Genomic DNA, 19,888 nt, shown 5'->3' on the forward strand with positions numbered 1-19,888 from the left:
AAATGGAAAACTGGTTTTCACTGGAATGGTTTGGTTACAGCACGCTGCGGTCGTACGAATGGGTATACCCGTATTTCCTCTATTTGCTTCCGTTAGTACCCTTTCTTTTCTGGCTTCGAAATGCATTGCACCGCAAACATAAGCAGCGGCTGACGATCACCTACACCTCGGTAACGGGTTTGCGCAGTTGGCTCACATTGCTGCGATTTGTGCAGCCTATTTGCGTGGGGCTCGCGATTTCCCTCATTCTGGTGGCACTGGCGCGGCCGCAAGTGGTTTCCGAGCGGAAAGACCAGTACTCGGAGGGGATCGATATTATGCTTTTGCTCGATATTTCCGATTCTATGATTGAGAAGGATCTGAGCCCCAACCGCCTCGAAGCGGCGAAACGAATGGCCCGGCAATTTATCAAAGGCAGGTTGCAGGACCGCATCGGGCTGATCGTCTTTGCCGGCGAGGCAGTGTCTCTTTGCCCGCTTACGACCGATTACGAGTTATTATACGGTTTCCTCGACGAGGTAAATCCGAGCCTCATTCCCACGCCCGGAACGGCTATCGGTAGCGCCCTGGCAGTAGCTGTGAACAGAATGCGCGACACGCCCGGCGAAAGCAAGGTCGCGATCCTGATCAGCGACGGGGATAACACCTCCGGTAACCTGGGGCCGACGACCTCCGCACAGCTCGCCAATGCGTTTGGGGTGAAGGTTTATACCATTTCAGTTGGCAGGCCTAAAAAAATGTCGAAAGCAGACACTACGACCAACGCGGGCGCATTAATGGATGAAGGAGAGCTGCAAAATATTGCTGGAATCGGGAATGGGAAGTATTTTCGTGCTACCGATAATACGGCGCTGGAAACGGTTTTCAAACAAATCGACCAGCTCGAAAAAGTGAAATCGCGCGATGTACTGTCGCGTGATGTGAAAGATTACTACCGCGTTTACCTCTATTGGGCGGTGGCATTGCTGCTTGCGGCGATCGGGACGAAAAGTACATTTATGGCTAATATTCTGGAAGATTGATGCTGAAAGCTTATTATAATATCGATGCTGTCGAGGCGGGGCTGGACGAAGTCGGGAGAGGCTGCCTGGCCGGGCCGGTAGTGGCCGCGGCGGTGATCCTGCCGCGTGACTATAAGCATTCATTCCTCAATGATTCCAAGCAGCTCACCAAAGCGCAGCGTTTGGAACTGGAAAAAGAGATCATCCGCGAATCGATTTGCTGGGCGGTAGCGGAGGTGGATAATTTTGAAATTGATAAAATCAATATCCTGAAAGCGAGTTTTCTTGCCATGCACCGGGCGGTGGACAAGCTGAGGACCCGGCCGGAACATTTGCTCGTCGATGGTAACCGCTTCACGCCTTACCCGATGATCCCGCATACGTGCATTATCAAGGGCGACGCCCATTATCTCTCCATAGCGGCCGCATCGGTTTTAGCAAAAAATTACCGGGACGAGCTGATGACCAACCTTTCCCGGCAGTTCCCGCATTATGGCTGGGAGCAGAACGTAGGTTACCCCACGGTCCATCACCGGAAGGCCATAGGCTTACACGGGCCCTGTTCCTACCACCGGATGACATTCAAGCTCTTGAAAACGGAAGAAGAGAATCAGTCGGTAGAGGAAACCGAAGATTTAGGCTTTTTATAAAGGGGAACTGTGCTGCAAGGCTCGCCGAACATCAGGCTTTGGACCACGGGTTTGAGCAATTTGCTCACGGCTACATAAGCCGAAACCGGCACATTCACCTTGCTGCAACCTTTCACTACCACGCGTTTTCCTGCAAATTCAGCTGCATTCAGCTTCGCAATGGCGTCGGCAAAGAGTTTATCTTCCAAAGCATTCAAATCACCAAATACAAAGGCATTCGCGTAAGGTTCGAGCTGGACTGCGAGGAGCATGTATGCCCAGGTTGGCACAATGGCGTCTTCTGAACAGATAATGGCTACATTCTTGCCCTGGTATTGCGACCAGTCGTGGTTTTTGAGAAAGTCGCGGAAGTCCTTCTCGCGGAGGATCATTCCCTGCCAGAGGTTATCCTTAATATCGTAAACGATGCGTTCGCCCGGGTGATAAAGTTCTTCCAAATCCAGTGAAACGATGCCGCTGGTAGCAACCCGGTTTACAATTTCGTCAGTTTCCATTCTAAAAATCCTGTTACAAAAAGGCTAACAACAAAATGCCGGCGATTGTTTGGCAAACCCTGTAAAATCCGCCGGTTATTGTACCAGCGTGCTGGCTTTTCGTGGTGCGGGCGACATGAAGTCTTTCAGATAATAGGGTTCAAATGACGCCACATCCTCGAATTGAGCGTTTTGAAATGCGATAGTGCCCAGCTGGCCGATCGTACGGGCCGACGGTTTGATATCTATCGCGGGGAAAATGGCATTCGAATGTTTTTCCAGAATAGGCCTGCATTTGGCGGCGCCGTCGCCAAGGAACACAACTTGACGATCCGCCAGCAGGTCTTCAAATGAATTTTCATTCATAATCACCGCCTGCGTTTCCTGGACAAATGCATTGTTATCGTCGAGAACCGCGGCATAAACCTCCATTCTCCGCGCGTCGATCATCGGGCACAACAAATGTTCCGGAAAGAATGGCGCGAGCTGCAATGCCATTGCCTGCAAGGTGTTGATGGCGATCAGTGGCTTGTCCAATGCATAGCACAAACCTTTCGCGGTCGACACACCTACGCGCAGGCCCGTATACGAGCCGGGACCTTTGGCAACGACGATCGCGTCGACGTCTGCAAGCTTGAAACCCGCATGTGCAACGCTGTCACGCATGAGCGTTGTGAGCATGGCAGACGAGGATTTGTCGGTAAAAAGATCGTAAGCCGCCAGTAAGCCTGTCTCGTTGTGCACGGCCACTGAGCATCCGCGGATCGAGGTATCGATACTAAGTAGTAGCATATAAAACAAAAAGCCCGCCGCGAGCGACGGGCCGGTTGGTACTATTTCTTTTTCAGGATCTGTGCGTAACGGGCGGGTTCTTTAAAGAGCGCCAGCGCGGCTTTTACTTCGGGATCTTCGCTGAATGAAGCTTCCCGCATGCCTTTTTCCAGATAATAATGCTTGATGATTTCTTCTTCGAGGATCTTCCTGATCTCCGGTTTTAAGATCTGCAAATCGTTGTCTTTGCTGTGTGAGAGCTTGGATTTCAATGCTTTGAGTTGATCTTCGATTACTTCCAGCGATTTTTCCTTTTTAGCTGAGGCTTCCAGGTCATTCAGGTCTCGCTCCACCTGCGTGGTGTAGTCATATTCCTTATCGCCGAGCCATTTGGTGAATGCAGCATAGTCGGCATCCGATAGATGGAATTCCTTCGCAGGCTTGATCGTCGGGTGTTCGAAATGGTATTTCACAGCGTAGTCGAAGAATAGCCGATTACGGCCCAGGGACACAGCCAGTGGCGAGAAAGTTTCTTTTTCCGTAATAACGTCGGGCAAGATACCGCCGCCGTCGAATACTGCGCGGCCGTTTTTGGTCTTAAATTCGGTCATGAGCGAATCAGGGATCTTGCCCACGCTGCCGTCGTCATTGCGGTGGCTGTAATCAATCGCCTGGATACACCGCCCGCTTGGAATGTAGTATTTCGCGGTGGTGATTTTCATTTTGGTATTAAATGAGAGGTCACGTGTGGTTTGCACCAACCCCTTTCCGTAAGTTCTCTGACCGATCAGTACGCCACGGTCGTAATCCTGGATCACGCCGGAAACGATTTCGGCAGCGGATGCGCTACGATTATTGGTAAGTACCACCACCGGTATTTCTGTATCGAGCGCCGGATTGTAGGCCGTGTAAGTTTTGTTCCATTCACTCACTTTTCCTTTGGTCGAAACAATTTCTTCTCCCTTGGGAATGAATATGTTGGAAATTTCGATGGCCATATTCAGTAAGCCGCCCGGGTTATCCCGGAGATCGAGCACAACCGATTTCATGCCTTTGCCTTTCAGTTCCTGAAATGCATTGCGCACTTCCCTCGAGGCAGTTGCGGTGAAGTCTTTGAGATCAATGTAGCCGACTTCTTCGTTCAGCATGCCGTAGTAAGGCACGTTTGTGACTTTTACAATATCACGATTCAGGCTGATCTCCAGTGGTTTGGTAATGCCATAGCGCTTCACGGTAAGGGTGACGTTCGTCTGGGTCTGGCCTTTGAGCAATTTACCGGTGTCGAAATCCTCACGGGTCGAAAGGTCGATGCCGTTGATTTTAGTGATCTCGTCGCCGAGTTGCAGCCCTGCCTTTTGTGCAGGAGTGTCTTCATACACCATCATGACGGTATGCTTGCCATCCGCGGAATTGACCATCGCGCCTATCCCGTTGTATTTGCCGGTGGTCATCGTCATATAATCCTCGATATCGTCCTCGGCGTAGTAAACCGTGTACGGGTCGAGTGAGCGGAGCATATTGTCGATACTCGTCTTGATCAGCTGGTTGGGATTGATTTCATCCACATAATACGCGTTCAATTCCTTGAAAAGCGTCGCATAGATGTCGAGATTCCGCGCGATTTCGAAGAGGCGGTCGTCCTGGCGGAATGATACGAATGCAAGCCCACCCACAACCGGTGCGGCCAGCAAAATGGAACGAAGATACTTTTTCATCTATGTTCAGGAATTGGATTGTTCTTTGAGAAAGGTAGGCGGTAGTCTTTCAAGCTTTTTGAGCGACTGCTTCATGGCCGTTTCAATAACGTCGTATGAGGTTATTTCTTTTGCAAGATACAAAAAAGCAATGTAGGAAGGACGCGTTTCGGCGGGTAATGAAACGAGCGTGGATTTGTGCAGCCGGTAAGTTTCACGGCAGCGTCGGCGGATCAGATTGCGGTCGACCGCTTTCTTGAAATTCCTTTTTGAAATAGAAAAAAGGACTTGCGGAAGGAGAGGGGGGGCTTCGGGAGCGTAGATGTAAAGCACCCTGAATGGGTAAAGATAAAACGTTTGAACCTCCGGACTGCCCTTCTTGAAAAGCCTTCCTATAATGTTAAGGTTGCATAACCGCTCGCTCTTACCAAATGTTTGTTTCAAGTTCTTGTAGAAAAAAATGTCTGATAAGTTTGTAAATCACAAACTTATCAGACTATGAAAGACTTTGTGTCTCCGACTAGCGTCCTCTACTCAAACCTTCAAGCGTCGCTTATTGCTTGTGACGTTTTTCGTCAGAAACAGTCAATTTCCAGCGACCTTTTTTCCGACGGCCAGCTACTACTTTACGTCCGTTTGCGGTGGACATTCTTTCACGAAATCCGTGCTTGTTTCTCCTCTTGCGATTCGATGGTTGAAAGGTACGTTTCATCTCAGTATCAAATTATTGCGATATAAATCTCTGTCTACCCGTAATTTTGGCTTGCAAAGGTAGATAAAAAAATTAATCAAGTCAAAATTTCTGTATTTTTTTCAGAAGTAGTCCGCAAAACAGGCTATTTATAGAAAAACTTCTTCTTGAAAAACCACTCCGCGCAGCCGTTATTGACCTCCACAGACGCCCACGCCGGGTCGGTTTCGTCGTTTACGATGAGGATGGTGTAGGGCACGTTTTTGAGCTTCGGAACGTAAACCTGTTGTTCTTTCGTGTTCAGTACCAATGCCGTACGTTCGTGCATTTCCTGGTTGAACCGGGCTGCACGGCCGGTAAGCAAGTCGGACCACGCCGATCGGTAATTGAAATTGCCCGCGAAAAGGAAGAGGAAATACAGGCCTGCCACCCAGGCAACGGCCGGGCCTTGTGCTGTCGGCTGCATGTAGCCTTTTTTCAGCACCCAGAACGTCAGCACAAACACATTATAGGTCCAGCCGATAAGTGTCCAGAACGTGATCACGCATTGTCCTCGCAGGTTAGGCGGCTCGGCGATGGACCAGTATGAGGGAAAATAGCTGAGGTACATACAGCCCACGAAGATCAGTATCGAAAGCGCCGGATGTACGCCGAAGAATTTGAAATCGTCCTCGCCCTTGCTTTTGAAAAGCTGGCAGGCGATCGGGATCAGTACCAATGCCAGTACACACAGGGCTGGCGCCATTTTGGAGAAATTATGGATTTCCCAGACAAGACTGTTTTTAATCGAAAATAAGAGATTGTATTTCAGAGGCGTCGGATAAAGCCCCGACTCGGCCCGTGCACCATTGCCGGGAGCCGTTACCGACAGTACGCCGAACGACAAGGCAATCAGGCTTAGGAGCATGTATTTTATCTGCAATTTGCGGGCTATCACACTGCTGAAAAAGAACCACCCGCCCGAAAGTACCACCAGCCATACGAGCGTGTATTCGTTCATGCCCACCAGCAGAATAGTGCCGAGGGCGAGCATAACGACGTTCTGTATGGAAAGCTTGGCATAGTTTCTGAATAAATAGGCCAGCAAATAGAGCGTACCAATGTCGGCGACGGTGTAATAGTAGCCGGTGTACCAGTAAAAATAGCCCGAAACGACGGGCAGCTCGGCAATGAGTACAAATACCAGCAGGAATGCGAGCAGGACGGTCTGCCATTTGGGTAGTTTACCGGCGGTAATTGCGCCAGCAAATTTCAGGGATGCGTGTACATATAAGAGTATGAGCACAATGGGCGCCAGCTTGTAGCCGGTGTAGGAGTCATACGCGAGTGGCTGCGTGGCGGAAATGAGCGTTCCGATGTACCTGCCCGACCATGTTTTCCAGTAATGTGCCTGGTAGCCCCAGTATCCCAGCTCTTTAACGGCCAACGTGTGGCAGTAGTCGTCGGTAGTGGGGAATGCGAAAAAAGAGACTGCTATAAATGGAAACAGGATGACAAAAAATGCCAGTATGAGCAGTTTTAACTTGTTGTCGGGATTTTTAAGCCAGGAGAAGTAATGTGTCATATGTTGTTACCCTTGTGAAAGAAGTATCCAAACATAAGACATTTATTTTAAACGGGCGTCCAGAAATGCCCATCTGTGAGGATGCGGTTAGGAAAAACGATGGAGTCGGTAAGGAACTGCCGGAGCCTAGGCCGACATCAGATTGTAAGCGGAATAGTTTTTGGTAAAAGATTCGCGCACGTCCTCAATCTGGTGTGTCAGGAGCCACGTCCTGAAACGGATAGCGTCTTCGGCCTCATGATGAACGATGCGTCCTCCCGACAGTAAAAGAGTAAATGTTTTATGTGTTTGCAGAAAACGGCGGATTTGCGCTGCACTATATTCGAAGCCGGAGAAATAAGGGTTTGTCATAATCATATTTGCATGGCATCATTATAAAATCTACGGCAAGATACAAATTTGTAGGTGTTGTTGTAAAAAATTGTAGAATAAATTTAATGTTTACTCTTAATTTTTTCAAATATAGTCCAAAATCTGTAAAACAATATGTCACCGATAGCAAATATATGTTTCGTGCGAATTTTTATCAATTCTTGTGAATAGATTGATACTGACAGTAATACCGCGTTGGGCGAGGTGCGAAAAGTGTTACTCCCCACCAGATTCCGGCGTATCGAACACGAGGTGAAATTCGCAGCCATTGTGGTTGTCCACGTAAACCGAGAGGCCTATAAGACGGGCTACCTCTTTGACGATCACGAGGCCAAAGCCTTTCGGCGATGCATTGCCATACGATTCAGAATGTGCGGCAGCCGGATTGTTGAACCATTCACGGATTTCCGGATCGATCCCCTTGCCGGAATCGGCTATGATGAGGTGTACCGAAAGATCCGTTGTATTCGAAAAAATGCGGATCTGGCCGTTGCGGGCATATTTGCTGGCATTATCGATGAGATTATGCACCACGACCGACAGTAACTCCGGATTGGAGCGAATCGTGAGGTCTGCCGGCACTTCATTCAGCACCTCATTTCCGTAGAGCTGAAATACTTTTTCAAACAATATCAATTTCTGGGTGATCAGTTCTGAAAGGTCTACCTGCGCCATTTCCACTTTGTTATGGTACAGCGTCGTCCGCACATAACTGAGCAGGTTGTCGAGGAAATTGGTCATTTGAACCAGACTTTGTTCCAGCGCATTGCTTACCTCGTTCAGCATCTTGTGCTGGCGCATTTCGTTGAGCTTGGGGATCTGTCGGGATGCCTGGGTAACGTATTTCAGTGGTGCACGCACATCATGTGTAATGGACGCGATCAGGTGCGCCTGGATGTTGAGTTGCCGGCTGAGCTCGTTCTGGGACTCTTTCAGCGCAGAGGTGCGCTCGCTAACTGCGCGTTCGAGGTCTTCGTTTTGCCGTTTAATCGTATCGGTGCGCCATTTGGAAAAAGCATTCGTGCCCAGCAGCAGCAGGATCAGGAGCAATGTTTTGAACCACCACGTCTCATACCACTTCGGGGCAATGATCAGTATAAGGCGCTTTGTGGTGAAATTGTTGGCCCCGAAGCCATTCAGTTTCCTTAATGAAAGAACATATTGGCCCGTGCTGAGCCCATTGAAAACAATCTCTCCCGCCTGGCTTACAGGGAGCCACGAGCCTTTTTGCTGGCTGTTGGATAACTGGTAATCGATCTGGACATTATCGGTGTTTCCAAAATACGGGGTTGATGCCGAAAGTTTTAAAAACTCAAAATTTTCGTCGAGCCTCAGCGTGTCCGAATAAGCGAGCCGTTTTCCGTTATATTCTATTCTGTCGATCAGCAGGGTTTTGTTGGGGAGCTCTGGCCGGACGGCCGAAGGGGCAAAGTACACCAGTCCATTAATGGACGGCAACGAAAAAAGCTCGTTGGGAAGGATCAGTGAACAAGGAGCGCATCCGCCATTGAATTCATTGGTGAGAAACCCGTTTTTGTAGTCATAGTAATGATAGTAGAGGCTTTTTGTCGAATGTGCCGCATACGCACGCAGATCGCTGCTGCTGATTTGATATAAACCCTTATTGGTAGAGACCCAGAAAAAGCCGTCTTTATCTTCGGTAATACAGTGGGCTGAGGCCAGGCGCTTGTATCTGTCAAGGGGAAAAATTGTAATGCGATTGTTTTTGATCAGAAAAAGGCCCTTGTCCCAGATTGTGCCCCAAATTTCCGTCGCGTCGCCTGTCCTTCTTACCATGATCGAGCGAATGTGGCTGCCGGAAAAGTTTTTTATTTTTTCGACACGGTAGCCCGGAACAGCTAGTCGGAACAAGCCGTCGTTTGCTCCGATCCAGAAGATCTTTTCGCGGGAACCGGATCTTTTTTCCTGATAAATGAAGGAGATGGGGGACGTGAGTCCGGCGATCCGGATAGTCGTCCATTTGAACGTGTGGATATCGAACTTCCGTAGCACTCCCCGGCGAAAACCTGCCCAGAAGTTTCCATCCAGGTCGGCGTAGGAAATAGTGGCCTCTTTGCCGAGATACCATTGCCCCAACTTCGTCCCTTCCTGATCAAACAGGTAGCGCATTCCATTGACATTGACCCACAGGTAGTCGTTTGTCATCAGAAGCGGACTTAAACCGTTCAATTTTTGAATAGACGGAAGCGTTACTGCGGCTTTTGAGAATATGTCGTACGTGCCGAAAGTAGTAAAGAGGTAACGGTTTTTGTAAAGGCTCTGTTCGTGGATGGAAAAACCCTCACTGCCTTTGAAAGCAGCGAATTGCTTTCTCGTAAACACGAACAGCCCTTTGGTATGGCTCCCCAGGAGCAGTAATCCCGTGTTGCTGTCGTAAAAGGAACTGATAATGTTATGTTCGCCGGTGTTAAAACCCTCGATTAGCAACCGGGTGGTGAAATGGGCCTTCCCGGATAGGGCGATATCGTAGATTTTACCTCCCAGGGCAATCAGGGGAGTTTGGGCAAAGGTGTTCCACAGGATCTCCATCCCTGGATAATGCATCGTGCTACCACCGTCTTCGGCGATATCTCCCGTAATGGCAACCGGGTGTGCGCCTGCCTGGTCGATGTGCGAAATGCTACCCTGCAACCGGTTAAATAGATACAACTTCCGACCCACAGTGAAATAATCGACGACCTTTTGAGCGGAGTTTCGGACACGATATACTTGTTTTCCATGGTCGAAGTAAGCCACCCCGCTCGTATCGCAACGGAAATAGCTGTTTGCGGCCACTGTCAAAAGGGCATTCTTCCAGGGGTCGTTATAGATATGCCGGTTGGATAGTTCAAATGCCATGATCGTCCCTTTCTCCGGGGCATTGAACATGTTCATAGCACCGAATTTCTTTTGGTAAGGGACCGTTTCGTTTATTTCACCATTCGCAATCCGGTGCGCTGTGTTCGAATCGTCAAGAAAGTAGAGTTTAAAATCCTTAGGCCCGCGAAAGCTTTGGAAGAGATGGTTGGAGGCGAGTTTCGAGTTAGAATTAGTAAAAGTATGAAAATGTCGTCCATCAAACCGTACCAGCCCGTCTTCGGTAGCGAACCAGAAGAATCCCACCTCGTCGCGCGCAATGGATTTGATGCTATTCTGAGGTAATCCGGATTCGGCGGTATAATGTGTAAGCCAGTAATTGTCCGATTTAAAATTAATTTCCTGTGCCTTTGCGGGGAGGAGTAGCCAGCTTACAAAAAGGACAAGGCACAACAACCCGTGCGCAGCGAGGGCGCCGTTGGGAGATTTCAGGCGGAAAATGCGGCTCATCAATTCATTATTGTGCAGGGATAGCTGCAAAATAATCCAAATAATCCGCGCTTATGCACTTTGTTTCAAGAAAGTTGTCATTCTTGCCGAAAAGGGAACAAATGCAAAAAAGCCACCTTCTTTCGAAAGTGGCTTTGGCCTGTGTAGCGGGAGCTGGACTCGAACCAGCGACCTTTGGGTTATGAGCCCAACGAGCTACCAACTGCTCCATCCCGCGGTGTCGTTGAATTGGAGTGCAAACATACAACAATTGTTTTACAGAAAACAACTATTTTTGTGAAAACTTTTCAAAAAAGTTTGCTGCCAACATTCTGACATCAAAATTATGAGTTCATATTCAGGCGCTTCCGCTTTCGGGTGGCGCATTCACCAGGTAATGCTGATCAGGCTGCTCTGCATCATGATTTTGTTCAGCATTTGCCGGGTCCTCTTTTATTTGTTTAACCAGTCATTTTTTCCGGGCGTAAATCTGGCGCTGGCGCCGCGATTATTCCTCGGCGGTTTGCGTTTCGACCTCGTGGCGGTGCTGTATGTCAATATCCTCTACATTTTCCTAACGCTCATCCCTGTCACATTCAAGTATCGGCCGATAGTGCAGAAATTTCTGGACTATCTTTTCATCATTACCAACAGCATTGCGCTGCTGGCGAACTGTGCCGACTTCATTTATTATCGCTTCACGATCAAAAGAAGTACCTGGTCGGTTTTGCAGGAATTTTCGCATGAAAACAATATGCACAAGCTATTTGGCGGCTTTTTGGTGCATTATTGGTACGTGGCGCTGGTGTGGATGTTGTTGGTGGCGCTGGTCGTGTACATCACGCGCCGCTGGCGTGTCGAACCCAAACCGCTGCGGCCTGCCTGGCAGATATTCCTGGTACACAGTGTATTGATGACCGTTGCGGTATTTCTGTTCATCGGCGGCGTGAAAGGCGGTTTCAGGCACAGCACCCGGCCTATCACGCTGAGCAATGCGGGCGAATATGTAGAAAGGCCCAAGGAAATGTTCATCGTGCTGAATACACCTTTCTGCATTTTCAAAACACTGAGGAGGTCTGACTACCAGCGTGCGGAGTATTTCAAATCCGAGCAGGAGATGAATGCCGTTTATTCACCCATTCACACACCTGAGCCAAATGCGCCGGCATTTCGTCCCAAAAACGTTGTGATCCTGATCTGGGAGAGTTTTGGGAAGGAAATGGTGGGAACCTACAATCGGGATCTGGAGAACGGTACCTATAAAGGTTACACGCCCTTCATCGACTCGCTGATGCAGCATAGCAGGGTGCATTGGTACTCGTTCGCCAATGGAGCGAAATCGATCGAGGCCATACCGTCGGTACTGACGAGCATCCCCGGTATTTTGGAGCCGTTCATCCTGACGCGCTACACGGACAACAAACTGCCGAGCCTGCCCGAAATGCTGCAAGCCAAGGGTTACCACACCTCGTTTTTCCACGGTGCGCCAAATGGCTCAATGGGTTTTAAGGCATTCACCAATCTGATCGGCATCAAAGATTATTATGGTAAAACCGAATATAATAATGATGCGGATTATGACGGTATCTGGGGGATTTGGGATGAGGAATTCATGCAGTTCTGGGCCAAAAAGTTAAATTCTTTCCAGGAGCCATTTTTAAGTACATTATTTACGGTATCGTCGCACGACCCGTTCCAGATTCCGGCACGCTACAAAGGCAAATTCCCGAAAGGTCCGCTGCCGATCTACGAAACAATGGGTTATACCGACAATGCGTTGCGCAGGTTCTTCGATTCGGTTAAGGACAAACCTTGGTTCAAGAACACATTATTTGTGATCACTGCTGATCACTCGGCCACATTCGCGCATTATCCGCAATATCAGACGTCTGTCGGGAATTTTTCAGTCCCTATTCTTTTCTACGCGCCGGGCGACGATTCGCCGGGCGACGGTTCGCCGCGCGACAACATTATGACGGGTACCGATAGTACGCGAATTGTGCAGCAGATCGACATTATGCCGTCCGTACTGGGTTATCTGCATTATGATAAACCCTATTTCGGTTTTGGAAAAAACATCTTCGGGAACCCGCCGATCAACTTTGCTGTCAACTATGATGGGGCTTATCAATGGTTCAACGGGCCATACGTATTGCAATTTGATGGCCGGAAAACCGTAGGTTTGTATAAATATCAGGAAGACAAGCTTTTGAAAAATAACCTTGCAGGCAGTATTCCGGAAGTCCAAGGGCCTATGGAATTGCAGGTTAAGGCATTTATCCAGCAATATTCGAACAGAATGCTGGACGACCGGCTGACGGTAACACCTTAGGTGCCATGTTTTTGGGAAGCATAAAAAAGTGAAGAAGTAGTTTTTATGGAAGAGAAAGTCGAAAATAACAATACAGAGTTACGTAACCACCGGGCTGGTTTTGTGAGTATTGTCGGGAAGCCCAATGTCGGGAAATCCACGCTCATGAATGTGCTCGTAGGGGAAAGAATGTCGATCATCACCTCGAAGGCGCAGACGACCCGTCACCGCATTATCGGGATTTTGAATGGAAAGCACGAGGATATCCCGTTCCAACTGGTATATTCCGATACGCCGGGGGTGATCAAGCCTTCGTACAAGCTGCACGACTCGATGATGACCTTTGTGAAAGGCTCGTTGGAAGATGCCGATGTGGTGCTTTTTGTCGTAGAAATAGGGGAGAAAGCGGCCGAGCATGAGGTGCTGCCGCTGCTGAAACGGACGGAAGCGCCGGTCGTTTTGGTTTTGAATAAAATCGACCTTTCGAATGAAGAAGAGGTGAAGCAGAAAATGCAGGAGTGGGACGATGAGATCCATCCCGCAGCCATTATACCGATTTCTGCATTGGAAAAAGCGAACATCGGTACTTTGTTTGATGCGGTAGTGACACGTTTGCCCTTCCACCCGCCCTATTTCGATGAAGATGAACTAACCGACAAGCCGGAGCGTTTCTTTGCTTCGGAAATCATCCGCGAAAAAATCTTCTTGAATTACCGCCAGGAAATTCCATACAGCTCCGAAGTAGTAATCACTGAATTTAAGGATAAGGACGACATCATTGTGATCCGCGCAGAAATTCTGGTCGAACGCAAAAGCCAGAAAGGGATCATTATTGGTGAAAAGGGAGAAATGTTGAAGAAAGTCGGCACGCAGGCCCGCCAGGACCTTGAAGATTTCTTTGGCAAAAAAGTATTTCTCGAACAGCACGTGAAAGTAGAGCCGGATTGGAGAAGCAAGGAAAACAAGCTTCGCCAGCTCGGTTATCAGGAATAAATTTTTAAGTAAAACGCATGAAGAGCAGGCACCAGGCCTGCTCGGATCATATTAATAGAAGAAAAATGGCAAATATAATTTCGATTGTTGGTCGTCCGAATGTGGGCAAATCCACTTTGTTCAACCGCCTCACCGAAAGCCGGAAGGCGATTATGGACAACCAGAGCGGCGTAACCCGCGACAGGCATTACGGTTACGGCGAATGGACCGACCAATATTTCACAGTGATTGATACAGGGGGTTATGTAGTAGGCTCCGAAGATATTTTTGAAGGCGCTATCCGCGACCAGGTTGAACTCGCGATCGAAGAATCCACGGTGGTCCTTTTTATGGTCGACACCATGACCGGCCTCACCGATCTCGACAAAGATTTCGCAAATGTGCTCCGTCGTTTCAACAAGCCGGTTTACCTCGTAGCAAATAAGGCCGAAACAACAGAACGCTATCAGTCGGCGGGTGAATTTTATGAATTGGGTTTGGGTGATGAGATTTTCGCGATTTCTGCACAAACCGGTTTCGGTACGGGTGAGCTGCTGGATAAGGTAATCCAGCATTTTGAAACCGCAGGCATCGAAAACCCCGAAGAAGGCATCCCCCGCATTGCGATCATGGGACGCCCGAATGTGGGTAAATCATCGTTCCTGAACGTACTCACCGGCACCGATCGCAGCATCGTTACGGACATAGCAGGTACCACCCGCGACGCGATTCACACGCATTACAATGCATTCGGGATGAATTTCATCCTGACCGATACGGCGGGAATCCGCAGGAAGTCGCGTGTGAAGGAAGATATTGAGTTTTATTCGACACTTCGCTCGGTTAAAGCAATGGAAGAGTCCGACGTTTGTATCGTGTTGCTGGATGCAACGCTGGGACTTGAAGGCCAGGATATGAACATCATCGGCCAGGCCGACAAGGCGAAAAAGGGCATTGTGATCATGGTCAACAAATGGGACCTGGTCGAAAAAGACTCTAAAACGGCCGATCAATACAAAAAAGCATTGCTGGAAAAGCTCGCGCCGATGAACTACATGCCAATCATTTTCGCCTCGGTAGCTGAAAAACAGCGCATTCACCAGGTAATGGAGAAAGCGATGGAAGTTTATCAGAACAAAACGAAGAAGATTACTACTTCGAAACTGAACGAGGTAATGCAGGCGGAGATCGAGAAATACCCGCCACCGGCACACCGCGGCAAGTATATCAATATCAAATATATGATCCAGCTGCCGACGCCTTCGCCGACATTCGTGTTTTTCAGCAGTCACCCGAAGCACGTAAAGGAGCCGTATTTACGCTACCTGGAAAACCGTTTGCGCGAAAACTTCGATTTTTCGGGTGTACCGATCACGATATTCTTCCGCGAGAAATAGGAGAAAAATGTTATCAGCAAAAAAGCGCCGGCGGGATGTTCCCTGTCGGCGCTTTGCAATTTATCCGTAACCAACTACTATTCAGCCGGAAAATTCGACGGTTCGTCTTTTTTAGAAAATCTCGAGCAACCTTTTGTATTACTTTTACATCTGTTATCCGGCCAGCCACGGTGCTTTGAAGAAGGTTGAAAAAAAATTCAAAAAAAATGTTAAAAACAAGGTACTATGTATTGCAAGATACCTAATGAAACATATATATTTGTAAGGTCAATTAGTTACACATAATTCCATCCGGTTCTGCCCGGGATTCTTAACGATTGAATACAGCCATGAAAACACTTAGAATCTTAATATTGCTCATCATCATCAGCCTGCAAGCCAGTGCAACGGGCTATGTGCACAACATGTTCGTGGCACACAGAAAATTGCAGTCAGGCAAGGAATGTGTAACTGAAAGGACGGTTGCCAGAAAGATTAAGCCTGCTTTGAAAGCGAAAGCTCCTGTGCACGTGAAGCACGCAGGTGTGATCAAAAACACGAGCGCCGGTATGCCGGCATCTGAAATTATGACATTGAATGCCCGCATCCTGGAAGAAGGTCCGGCGGCATTTTTTGAAAGCGAATCAGAAGAAAGTGAAGGCGAATCGATGGTGACCAAGCTGGTGAGTGCAGTTCGGTGCGTGATTTACACCTTCATTCCCAAGCTCGGGCATTCGTAAACAATATTAGCATTACTGAAAAGAGCTGCAAGGTCAACCCTTGCAGCTCTTTTGTTTATCAACCCACCGTATTCGTTAAAGTTCCGATGGGCTCGATGGTAATATGAACTACGTCGCCGGATTTCAATGTGAAATCGGAAGAGGGTACAATACCCGTCCCGGTCATCAGATAAGCGCCTTGCGGGAACGCCATTTCGCGGTAAAGGAAGTGCAGCAGCTCTTCTGGTTTGCGTTTCATTTGCGCCAGGGTAACCTGCCCATTGAAAACTTCCTCACCTCCGCGAACGATGGACAGGTCGATCACCGTGTCGACACCGAGCTGGTCTTTAAATACATAAAGACAAGGCCCCAACGCTGCGCTGCCGGTGTAGGATTTCGCCTGCGGCAAATACAAGGGGTTTTCACCTTCTATACTTCTGGAACTCATGTCGTTACCGATGGTATAGCCTACCAATGCGCCTTCGGAAGTAGCAAATAGGGTCAGTTCCGGCTCGGGAACGTCCCAGGTCGAATCTTTACGGATGCGTACCGTGCCGTGGTGGCCTATTACACGCCATGCTGTCGATTTAAAGAATAGTTCCGGACGTTCGGCTTCATATACGCGGTCGTAGAAGCTGCCGCCGCCTGCTTTTTCGGATTCCTCCATTCGTGCCGTACGGCTCTTGAAATAGGTCACACCCGAAGCCCATACTTCCTGGGTGCCAATGGGTGCCAGTGCATCGGGCATTGGGAAATCGTCGCTGAATGTCAGGGCGATAAGGCTTTGCGTCTGTCCTTCCAACCATTCGTACAGGTTATTCCTGTTGACCACAACGTCCCAGTCCGTTTCGTGGAGGCGGTAGAAAATGTCCTCGTTTTCAAGGAGAATGCCATTTTCGGTCTTATATAACTTCATGAAATGCAGATTTTGGTTTTGCCTGAATAAGTCCCCCGCGGGGCGTCTTTACTGTTAAATACGGACAGGAAAGTGTTTCAGGCCACTGGATTTGCGGGAATGTGGAGGTACCCGTTGCGCCATAGTCACTGGGTTAAGGGACATACTCACAATATCAAATCTTTTCCCTTAAAAAGTCCGCCGTGTAGTTTCCTTCGAGCTTTACCATTTCCTCGGGAGTACCGGTGAATGTGAGCTGCCCGCCATTTTCGCCGCCTTCGGGGCCGAGGTCGATGATCCAGTCGGCGCTTTTGATGACCTCCATATTGTGTTCGATGATGATCACGCTGTCGCCTTGCTCTACCAGTGCATTGATGGCTTTGAGGAGCTTTTTAATGTCGTGGAAATGCAAACCGGTGGTCGGTTCGTCGAAAATGAAGAGTGTTTTGCCTTTATTGGAAGAGCCCTTCCCCAGGAATGAGGCGAGTTTAACACGCTGTGCCTCACCGCCGGACAATGTGTTTGAAGATTGCCCAAGCCCTACATATCCAAGCCCTACCTCTTGCAATGGAAGCAATTTATCGGCAAGCTTGGGTTCGCCCTGCCTGAAAAATTCGATAGCCTCGTCGACGGTCATGTCGAGGATTTCGGCAACATCTTTGTCCTGATATTTTACTTCCTGGATTTCCTGCTTGAAACGCTTGCCGTTACAGCCCTCGCAAGTCAGGTAAATGTCGGCCATAAACTGCATTTCGATCTTCACCTGGCCCTCGCCCTGGCATATTTCGCAACGGCCACCGTCGACGTTGAAGGAGAAATGCGAGGGTTTATAGCCTCTTGCTTTCGAAAGCGGCTGTTCCGACATCATCTGCCGGATATAATCATAAGCCTTAATATAAGTAACCGGGTTCGAGCGCGACGATTTCCCGATCGGGTTTTGGTCGATCATTTCAACGGCCTCGATGCGATCTACGCTGCCCGTAAGCTCGTCGAAACGTCCTACATCTTCGCTAAACTCGCCTTTAAGGCGCATTAATGCAGGGTACAGGATCTTCCGGATCAGTGTAGATTTTCCTGAACCACTCACGCCGGTGACGACGGTTAGGTTATTCAAAGGGATTTTTACATCGAGTTCCTTTAAATTATTCTCCCGTGCACCCTTAATTTCCAGGAAGTGCAAAGACTTCCTTCTGACAGTGGGAACAGTAATAGAATCATTCCCCAGCAAGAAATCCAACGTATGCGACTGCGCGTTAACCTCTTGACTGCTCTTACCTCCCAGACTACCATCGACTTTCAGCGCCTCGATATCGCGCTGGTTTCCCTGGAAAACCAGGTGCCCGCCGCCAGTTCCGGCTTCGGGGCCAATGTCGATGATCTGATCCGCCGCGTGCATTACTTCTTCCTCGTGTTCGACTACAATTACGGTATTGCCCAGGTCACGAAGCGATTCGAGCACGCCCACCAGCCTTTGCGTATCGCGCGGGTGTAAGCCGATACTCGGTTCGTCGAGAATGTACATTGAGCCTACCAATGCGCTTCCCAATGAAGTTGCCAGCTTGATGCGCTGGAATTCACCGCCGGATAATGTGCTGGTCAACCGGTTTAAAGTTAGATAACCAAGTCCGACGCGGTTCATATAATCCAGGCGCGATTCGATTTCCGTCAGGACGCGACGTGCAATCTGCCGGTCGTGGTCGCCGAGCCCGAGCTCTTTGAAAAAGCCTGAAACATCCTGAATAGGCATTAACACCAAATCGGTAATGGATTTGCCGCCTATTTTGACATAGGAAGCGTCCTTCCGCAAGCGTGAGCCACGGCAGTCCGGGCAGGTCGTGCGGCCGCGGAAGCGCGAGAGCATTACACGGTATTGGATTTTGTGTGTTTGAGATTCGAGTTCCGAGATGAAATCGTTGATACCGTCGAAATATTGGTTACCGGTCCAGAGCAGCTCTTTCTGCGCAGGTGTAAGGTCTTTATAAGGCCTGTGGATCGGGAAATCGAATTTCACGCCGTTGCGGACGAGCGGAACCAGCCATTCGCCCATTTTCTCGGTACGCCAGGGCGCTATGGCACCGTCGTACACCGAGAGATTTTTGTCTGGAATGACCAGGTCAGGGTCTATTCCCAATATTTTTCCAAATCCTTCACACCTTTTGCAGGCACCGAAAGGATTGTTAAAGCTGAAAAGGTTGACTGTCGGTTCCTCGAACGTAATGCCGTCGAGTTCGAACTTGTCGGAGAAAACCCTTTTTTCTCCTCCTACAATATTCACTGTACAGGTCCCTTCTCCTTCAAAAAAGGCGGTTTGTACGGAGTCGGAAAGGCGGTACTGTGTGTCTTCGTCGTTATGTTTGATCGCGGCGCGGTCGATGAGGATAAAAACCTGGTTGCCGGCCTGCGGAAAATGGTCGGGTTTCTCGAGAATATCTTCGATTGAAACGACTTCCTCGTTCAGCACAATACGGTTGTAGCCTTTGGAAAGCAGGATCGTGAGTTCTTCAATTTGCGAGCGGCCGTCGCGGATGAGTAGCGGCGCGAGAATCATCACACGTGTGCCCTCGTCGTGCGCGAGCATGTAGTTCACCACGTCGGTCACCGAGTCTTTCCGCACGATTCCCCCGGAAACCGGCGAATAGGTGTGTCCTATGCGTGCGAAAAGCAGTTTGAGATAATCGTAAATCTCCGTGGAAGTACCCACCGTAGATCGCGGATTACGGGTATTGACCTTCTGCTCGATGGCAATAGCCGGCGAAATGCCTTTAATGTATTCCACTTCCGGCTTTTCCATCCGTCCGAGAAACTGCCGCGCGTAGCTGCTAAGACTTTCCACGTACATGCGCTGGCCTTCCGCAAACAGCGTATCGAAGGCCAATGACGATTTTCCTGAGCCGGAAAGACCCGTAATAACGACCAGCTTGTTGCGCGGGATCGCCACATCGATGTTTTTCAGATTGTTGACACGGGCACCTTTGATCAGAATGTATTGTCTCGGATCCAGTTCATCGAACTGATCGGCCTCGATCCGGGGCACTGCTAATTGCATCATAGCGGGGTTATCGATGGATTATGATATTAGTTTGAATGATGATG

16 protein-coding genes and 1 tRNA gene are annotated in these 19,888 nt (G+C 49.0%); 6 read left to right on the plus strand and 11 right to left on the minus strand.

Annotation, left to right across the window (positions count from 1 at the left end):
- Positions 1-2 precede the first annotated feature (2 nt).
- Positions 3-1,022 (plus strand): vWA domain-containing protein, encoded by a 1,020-nt coding sequence (locus tag ACTJJJ_RS30060; RefSeq protein WP_188939197.1) that lies wholly within the window; start codon positions 3-5, stop codon positions 1,020-1,022.
- Complete coding sequence (locus ACTJJJ_RS30065; RefSeq protein ID WP_188939196.1) at positions 1,022-1,651, plus strand: ribonuclease HII; 630 nt, start codon at positions 1,022-1,024, stop codon at positions 1,649-1,651. Before ACTJJJ_RS30060 ends, ACTJJJ_RS30065 begins: the two co-directional genes overlap by 1 nt.
- On the opposite strand, the gene ACTJJJ_RS30070 is transcribed toward ACTJJJ_RS30065, so the two are convergent.
- From ACTJJJ_RS30070 to ACTJJJ_RS30110, 9 genes are all read right to left on the minus strand, one after another.
- A complete protein-coding gene (locus ACTJJJ_RS30070) occupies positions 1,612-2,145 on the minus strand; it encodes a DUF2480 family protein (RefSeq protein WP_440703751.1) in 534 nt (177 codons plus the stop codon). The two genes, ACTJJJ_RS30065 and ACTJJJ_RS30070, sit on opposite strands and share 40 nt — an antisense overlap.
- A gap of 75 nt (positions 2,146-2,220) precedes the next feature.
- On the minus strand, positions 2,221-2,916 hold the full coding sequence (gene tsaB / locus ACTJJJ_RS30075) for a tRNA (adenosine(37)-N6)-threonylcarbamoyltransferase complex dimerization subunit type 1 TsaB (RefSeq protein WP_440703752.1): 696 nt from the start codon (positions 2,914-2,916) through the stop codon (positions 2,221-2,223).
- Between the two features lie 41 nt (positions 2,917-2,957).
- Positions 2,958-4,610, minus strand: a complete 1,653-nt coding sequence (locus tag ACTJJJ_RS30080) for a S41 family peptidase (RefSeq protein ID WP_426292452.1) — start codon at positions 4,608-4,610, stop codon at positions 2,958-2,960.
- A gap of 6 nt (positions 4,611-4,616) precedes the next feature.
- Positions 4,617-5,033, minus strand: coding sequence for a ribonuclease P protein component (locus ACTJJJ_RS30085; protein ID WP_440703753.1), 417 nt, complete (start codon positions 5,031-5,033; stop codon positions 4,617-4,619).
- Positions 5,034-5,142: 109 nt separating this feature from the next.
- Positions 5,143-5,301: a 50S ribosomal protein L34 gene (gene rpmH, locus ACTJJJ_RS30090; RefSeq protein WP_015813300.1), complete on the minus strand. Its 159-nt coding sequence runs from the start codon at positions 5,299-5,301 to the stop codon at positions 5,143-5,145.
- Positions 5,302-5,425: 124 nt separating this feature from the next.
- The gene (locus ACTJJJ_RS30095) at positions 5,426-6,844 is read right to left on the minus strand and encodes a hypothetical protein (RefSeq protein ID WP_440703754.1); all 1,419 of its coding nucleotides are present in this window, start codon (positions 6,842-6,844) and stop codon (positions 5,426-5,428) included.
- A gap of 126 nt (positions 6,845-6,970) precedes the next feature.
- Positions 6,971-7,195: a hypothetical protein gene (locus tag ACTJJJ_RS30100; protein ID WP_229223371.1), complete on the minus strand. Its 225-nt coding sequence runs from the start codon at positions 7,193-7,195 to the stop codon at positions 6,971-6,973.
- Between the two features lie 237 nt (positions 7,196-7,432).
- Complete coding sequence (locus tag ACTJJJ_RS30105; protein ID WP_440703755.1) at positions 7,433-10,543, minus strand: sensor histidine kinase; 3,111 nt, start codon at positions 10,541-10,543, stop codon at positions 7,433-7,435.
- 144 nt (positions 10,544-10,687) lie between these two features.
- Positions 10,688-10,760, minus strand: a tRNA-Met gene (locus ACTJJJ_RS30110).
- A gap of 108 nt (positions 10,761-10,868) precedes the next feature.
- Between ACTJJJ_RS30110 and ACTJJJ_RS30115 the strand changes: the two genes are divergently transcribed.
- From ACTJJJ_RS30115 to ACTJJJ_RS30130, 4 genes are all read left to right on the plus strand, one after another.
- Positions 10,869-12,854, plus strand: a complete 1,986-nt coding sequence (locus ACTJJJ_RS30115) for an LTA synthase family protein (protein ID WP_440703756.1) — start codon at positions 10,869-10,871, stop codon at positions 12,852-12,854.
- A 45-nt stretch (positions 12,855-12,899) separates the two neighbouring features.
- Positions 12,900-13,826 carry a GTPase Era gene (gene era / locus ACTJJJ_RS30120; RefSeq protein ID WP_188939187.1) on the plus strand — a complete coding sequence of 309 codons (927 nt, stop codon included), beginning with the start codon at positions 12,900-12,902 and terminating at the stop codon, positions 13,824-13,826.
- 65 nt (positions 13,827-13,891) lie between these two features.
- On the plus strand, positions 13,892-15,202 hold the full coding sequence (gene der / locus ACTJJJ_RS30125; protein ID WP_440703757.1) for a ribosome biogenesis GTPase Der: 1,311 nt from the start codon (positions 13,892-13,894) through the stop codon (positions 15,200-15,202).
- A 329-nt stretch (positions 15,203-15,531) separates the two neighbouring features.
- On the plus strand, positions 15,532-15,921 hold the full coding sequence (locus ACTJJJ_RS30130; protein WP_440703758.1) for a hypothetical protein: 390 nt from the start codon (positions 15,532-15,534) through the stop codon (positions 15,919-15,921).
- 58 nt (positions 15,922-15,979) lie between these two features.
- Here the strand turns inward: ACTJJJ_RS30130 and ACTJJJ_RS30135 are convergent, their stop codons facing one another.
- Positions 15,980-16,816: a fumarylacetoacetate hydrolase family protein gene (locus ACTJJJ_RS30135; protein ID WP_188939184.1), complete on the minus strand. Its 837-nt coding sequence runs from the start codon at positions 16,814-16,816 to the stop codon at positions 15,980-15,982.
- A gap of 154 nt (positions 16,817-16,970) precedes the next feature.
- The gene (uvrA, locus tag ACTJJJ_RS30140; RefSeq protein WP_426292458.1) at positions 16,971-19,844 is read right to left on the minus strand and encodes an excinuclease ABC subunit UvrA; all 2,874 of its coding nucleotides are present in this window, start codon (positions 19,842-19,844) and stop codon (positions 16,971-16,973) included.
- Between the last annotated feature and the right edge of the window lie 44 nt (positions 19,845-19,888).

This window comes from Dyadobacter sp. 22481 (assembly GCF_052044875.1).
Taxonomy (GTDB): domain Bacteria; phylum Bacteroidota; class Bacteroidia; order Cytophagales; family Spirosomataceae; genus Dyadobacter; species Dyadobacter endophyticus.